This is a genomic window from Nostoc sp. 'Peltigera membranacea cyanobiont' 213 (assembly GCF_002245975.1).
Taxonomy (GTDB): domain Bacteria; phylum Cyanobacteriota; class Cyanobacteriia; order Cyanobacteriales; family Nostocaceae; genus Nostoc.
On record NZ_NOLI01000246.1, the window covers coordinates 1 to 5,545 of the forward strand.

Below are 5,545 nucleotides of genomic sequence, written 5' to 3' on the forward strand. Positions count from 1 at the left end.
CTCAATTACCAGGGCTTATTCCCAATAAACCGAGGTCCAAGTTCCTTGTTTTTGCCTTTTCTAAGTAGCGATCGCTAAAAATTTAGGTAATTTATGTTACCTATCTTTTGTACCTCACAAAATCGCATTGCTCCCATAGCCCCTTATCTGTCCCAACCCATAAACTACTATTGTTCTTATCCCATATCAAAGCTGTTATGACTCGGTTTTCAAGCTCAGGTATTGGTTTCCAGTTGTCAACATTACCTACGTACAATCCCTGACTTGTACCCACCCAAACCTGTTCCGACTCATATCTATTAATTGCTTGTAGCGATCGCACATCTGTGCTACCTAAGTTACCAATAATTGGAGTCAGTCGTTTTGTATCAGTTTTATATAACAACAATCCTGCCGAAGTACCTAGCCAAAAATGGTCTGTGACAGCTTGGGCAATTGCTTGCAGCCATCCCCTCACAGGTAGTACTTTGTTAGAAATTACTTGTACCCAAGCTGAATTTTTGTACTGATAGAGACCATCTAATCCAACAGCCCAGTAGCGATCGCTTCCAGCAGTTAAGGTTAAAATTGGCTCAGAAATATTGGGTGCGGTTTGGAGTTCGTTCTGCTGTTTTAAGCTATGTAAACCACTACTCCAACTCGCAACCCAAACAGTTTCTTGGTCTTGGCTGGTGATGATAGCGCGGATATCTTGGCTAGCAAGTTGCCCATAGCGCCGCCAACTTTCGGTCAATAAGTCATATCGGAATAAACCCTGTGCCGTGCCAATCCATAAAATAGAACGGTCTGCCAATTGCTGCACTGACAGCGCTTGTACTAAACTGCTGAAAGTGGGTGGAGATTTTTCGCGGGAAGCTAACCCAATAACATCAGGGGGATTGTCCGTTAAGTGCAAAAGTATTTGTTTGTTCTCTCCGCGCAATAGTCCATCATGAGTACCTATCCATACTTGCTTGTCTCTACCTGCTAGCAAGCTGGTAATAGGTTCATTAAATCGCTTTTCTGTCAAGGGTGTCCAACCAGTTTCTGTTGCTAAACCCACCTGTCCGCCACAGGCTGCCCAAACTCCTTGGGGATGGGGAGCTAGGGCAGTAACTTCACCAAAATATGTAGTATCAGTTTTGTGCGGTTTGTTCGTTGTTAAGTCAATGCGTACCAGTCCGCGAAAAGTCCCTAACCACAGGTTTTTACCTTGACGAGCTAGCGTGAGAACATCTGGCTGTACGCTGTCGCTAGTACGCACCCAAGTAGCATTTTTGTAATTATAAACGCCTTGAGCATTGCACAACCAAATATCATTTTCGTTGGCGATCGCCATTGCTCTTGGAGGAAAACCAGCCGGGGGTAGTTCTAAAGCGGGTTTACGATCGGGAGTGTTGATAGCATAAATACCGCTAGCAGTTCCTGCCCAAAGTTTACCAGTAGAGTCCAAGGTCAAACAACTTACCTTTACCTCGCCCAGGATGCGGTAAGGTCGCCAAGTATCATTTTTTAGATAATAAATTCCAAATTGTTCGTGAGCAGCCCAAACTTGACTCGCACCATCTACGGCAACTGCTAACACTGAGTTACCTGGCAAACCATGTTCGCTGGCATATCTAACAAATCGGTTTAATTCCAGCTTCCAGTGCAGTATTCCTCCCCCAGTCGCCAACCATAAATCTCCGTGCGTTGGGTCAAAAGCTAAAGAACGCACATGGCGCTGACTTGCCAAGTTACTCCACTCTAAAAACGCTTTATCACTGGGTTGTTCTTGCTGCGGTGCAGTATCAGCAACGGGGATGGGCAAATCTTCTCGCCCTACTGGTACAGGTAAATCAAGTTGGTAGTCTTTACTACTCATAATCGAATGGTGGAGGTAATTCGCCCCCACTCCTCTTTTAATTTGTCTAACTCAGCTTGTAATTCGTAATTCTGGTCTTGCTGCTGTTCAATACATTGATTGAGAAAATTATGCCAGTGTTCTTGACTTTTTTGCTGTTGCTGACAAAGTCCGTAACGTAAATCTTTATACAAACCTTCTGTTGCTTGCTTTAAATTTTGTAGCTGTCGGTTTAACGCATTCTCCCAAATCTTCAGACGTTGGTATTGCTGTATCAAATTTTCTTGGGAGTTACGAGTTATCCAAACTACTCCCCAAGGTAATTCTTCTAAAACATCAGCTAAACTGGCAGTAGCGTCACTGCATAAACCCTGGAGATTAGCGAGCAATTCTGCATCCTCAGCGTTGATATCAGGATCTAGTAACCGAAAAATATGCTCCATTAGCATATCTTTATCAATCGCTTCTGGGTCTTTTAGACTAAATTCTGTTGTTTGTTCTTCCTTGTAGAGAAAATTATCGTTTCCTACATCCTGCTGTTGAGTGTCGTCTTCATCCTGGGTGAAACATTGAATTTGGCTACGAAGAGAGGAAATTTCTGCTTGTAAGCGCATCGACTGGCGACGTAATGCACCAACTACCGCCTGAAATTCGTTGTAAGCTGCTGCGAGATTTGTTTCTAGTGGTGCAATTGTTTCCCGTGCAGTAGTAATTGAGGAGCGCAGTTGTTGCAGTTGCGTCAGTAACTTCTCTAATTCTGCTTGAGTTATTGCTGATGTAGATGGGTAGTTTGTCATCAGGCGACACCTACTGTAGCCAGGGGTTGAGTTAGTCGATAGTAAGGCGGACTATAAAGACCATAAGCCAGACCTAAAGGATTATTGTACTCCTCTATAAAATATCTGCGGGTAGCTTGTAGGGCTTCCCCGATTGTCATTTGTTTATCTATAAAAAACGTATAAAATTGTTGAGCAAACGCCGCAGCAAAACGGTCGGGAACGGGACAAGCGGTTGCAATGACCGCCTCAGCACCCCGCTTGATAAACATTTGGGGTAAGTTAAAAGTTTTGCGTAGTGCATCAGCACCACCTGCTGACTGACAGGCATTTAGAAAAACTAATGGTTGGCACTGAAATTGTTTATCTTCTTTTACCAAAATGAAAGATATAGCCCCTAATTCAATCACTAAAGGTTCGCCTTCTTGTCCTTCATCCTTTAACAGAGAAAAGAGCAGGGTATCTACATCTAGTTCTTCTGACAGACAATGACATGCAAAATGAAGAATATTATAGTTAGCTTCTATAAAATAATCAAGTAGGTTTTCTCCACTTTCAATCCCTACTAATTTCCCGGCTGCCAAAAGAAGAGAGCATCGGCTATTTTTGTAACTGCGAATCAGATTTTGAATTAGCAGCCACTCATTTTGATGAGCTTCTCGCAGTCGATGATGCAGACAAAACATCATATCTAATGGTGTGGTTCTGTCTGCCAAAAAGCGAGAGATATCTTTTTCGGGAGTAAGAATTCGAGCGGGAGTGTAGCGCAGTCCCCAAAACATTTCTGGATTAGCTTCTTGATAATTATCCCCTGCATAGAGTACTTCCCAAGGAAAAAGTACCCGCTCAGATATAAAGGTGGGCGCTGGGATTTCACTACCCATCATTTTACAGCGACCTTCGATAAGTTGACGGGAGCCTTCTTCTTCAAAAAATCTGCGGTAAGCTGCTAAACCCCACTTTGCCAGTTCTTTCATTTCTTGCTGGCAAGTTTCCACATCTAATTTGATGCTTTTAGCTTGATTAATTGCTTTTTCTAGTCTCCAAAAAGACTCTAAAACATTATTTGTAAATTTCAGAAGTTCTTCATCAGTGGCAGTTATGTTAAACTTTTGCCAACCAATATTATAATAATTTTCTTTAGGGATTACAATTGGTAAAAAAGATGCCATTGTTTGATGGCGAATAGCGCTACTAATACCGCTCATTCCTCCCTCCCGTTCTCTATGTTGAGAGAGAAATTTAAGCTATGAATTGGTCGCATTCCATCTGCGAAATATACCTGAACTAAAGCTGACGTTTCAGTAATTTCATTAGGTACAACTAGGGTAAACCAGCCTAAATAATCACCTTTAGCAGTAAGTGTCATTATGATGGGCAAATCTGGAATCACTTGCAAACCATAGGTTACGATATGTACCTGTAGATTTTCAAAAACGAGATTTTCTGCTACTTCGATGACTCTATCTTCATGCCACACAGGGGGATTTCTTCGCAGAGTAACACGAAAACGAGCGATCGCACCAGGGGGCAATGGGTCATCAATTTCCCGTCCTATAGGTTCGACAATGGCATAGCCATCACCAGGAACGGGACGGTAAGGACGCGCCATTGGGTCGCCAAACAGAACGTAGGCTAGCCAGTCGAGAGAATCAGGTGCAGCTACACGGGCTAACTGACGGCTAGCATAAAAAGCTTCGCCCAAGGAAGCGCCAGCCCACAGACGGTTGTAGAAACAGCTAATAAAAGCAGCTTCTACTGATGGTTCTACAGCCCAGAGGGAACCTGTGAAGCCGCTACATCCAGCGCGAATAAAGGCGGATGCCCATGTGTTTTCTAATGCTGTCAATTCTGGTGCATCAGTTTTCACGTAACTCAAGGTGACAAATGGACGATTGCGCCGCAGGTTTAGTTTGGCGGGACGCATTTGGAGTTCTATGTCTTCTGTGTCGTTGATATTATCTAAGGTTACGGGAGCGTTACGAAGGTTGGCTACATCTGAGGACTGACTGTAGCGAATTAAATGCAGACCCCATATAGCTTCCGTGGAGTCATGCAATACACCTGCTGGTAAAGGTTGGGGTAGAGGTGCGCCGGGGGCTTCGAGGAGGGTAGACCAGAGTTGAGGTTGTTCGACGTTGGCGTAGTGGGCAACGTTAACTGCACCTACGGGAAATTCGTAGGGTCTGGTGTTGTTTAATTCTTGAAGCCAGCGCCCGATGATGAAGCGATCGCCCAGAAACTTCTGCCCATCATATAATAGTTTCCAATGTCCTGCGTAACTCATCCGCACCCCCAGCCGACTGACAAGCATTAAGAAACACCAATGGCTGACAGAGAAATTTTCCCTGACGCAACAAAAATTTGTAAGTTTCTAACTCCAAAACCAAGCCATTTTCTGTAATTACCTCATCTTTAATAAAAGAAATCAGCAGTTTATCCCCCAGTCTAGTCTCCTTACAATGGCAAGCAAAATGCAACATATTGTGGCTAGCTTTGTAAAGATACTTGAGTAAATCATCGCCCAAAGGATCGCTGGATTTACCATTAGTCAAATTGCAAGCTGTTCCCAGCAACGTGAAGCGGTCTTTTGCTGTCACCCTCACCAATCTTTCAATTTCTGGTCTTTCTTTTTTATGAGCATGAAGCAACCTGTGATGCAAGCAAAATAACATATCAGAAGGTTGTGCTTGCTCCAAGACATAATCTGCAATATCTTTTTCTGGGTTGAGAATCCGAGCCGGGGTGTAGCGCATTCCCCAAAACATTTCAGGATTTCCCTGTTCGTAATCCTCTTCAGTTCCCTCAAACAAAACCTCCCAAGGAAAGGGCATAACTTCAGAAACAAAGGTGAGAGCTACATTTTCATTTGGGTGCGACTCTTTTAGGAAGACGGAGAATAGAGTTTAAACAGGTATTGCAAGAGTCGGAGGGGTAATAGAACAAC

The 5,545-nt window shown here is 43.5% G+C and carries 5 protein-coding genes; all 5 read right to left on the reverse strand.

Features of this window, described 5'->3' with window-relative positions:
• Positions 1–100 precede the first annotated feature (100 nt).
• From CDG77_RS33100 to CDG77_RS33120, 5 genes are read right to left on the reverse strand one after another with little or no spacing between them, the layout of a single operon-like run.
• Positions 101–1,843, reverse strand: coding sequence for a ligand-binding sensor domain-containing protein (locus tag CDG77_RS33100; RefSeq protein ID WP_223270112.1), 1,743 nt, complete (start codon positions 1,841–1,843; stop codon positions 101–103).
• Entirely contained in the window at positions 1,840–2,619 is a 780-nt protein-coding gene (locus tag CDG77_RS33105) for a hypothetical protein (protein ID WP_094333413.1), read from the reverse strand. The genes CDG77_RS33100 and CDG77_RS33105 overlap by 4 nt, the downstream gene beginning before the upstream one ends.
• Complete coding sequence (locus CDG77_RS33110; protein WP_094333414.1) at positions 2,619–3,806, reverse strand: CHAT domain-containing protein; 1,188 nt, start codon at positions 3,804–3,806, stop codon at positions 2,619–2,621. Before CDG77_RS33110 ends, CDG77_RS33105 begins: the two co-directional genes overlap by 1 nt.
• On the reverse strand, positions 3,803–4,885 hold the full coding sequence (locus tag CDG77_RS33115) for a CHAT domain-containing protein (protein WP_094333415.1): 1,083 nt from the start codon (positions 4,883–4,885) through the stop codon (positions 3,803–3,805). Before CDG77_RS33115 ends, CDG77_RS33110 begins: the two co-directional genes overlap by 4 nt.
• The gene (locus CDG77_RS33120) at positions 4,851–5,432 is read right to left on the reverse strand and encodes a hypothetical protein (protein WP_094333416.1); all 582 of its coding nucleotides are present in this window, start codon (positions 5,430–5,432) and stop codon (positions 4,851–4,853) included. The genes CDG77_RS33115 and CDG77_RS33120 overlap by 35 nt, the downstream gene beginning before the upstream one ends.
• Positions 5,433–5,545: the final 113 nt, after the last annotated feature.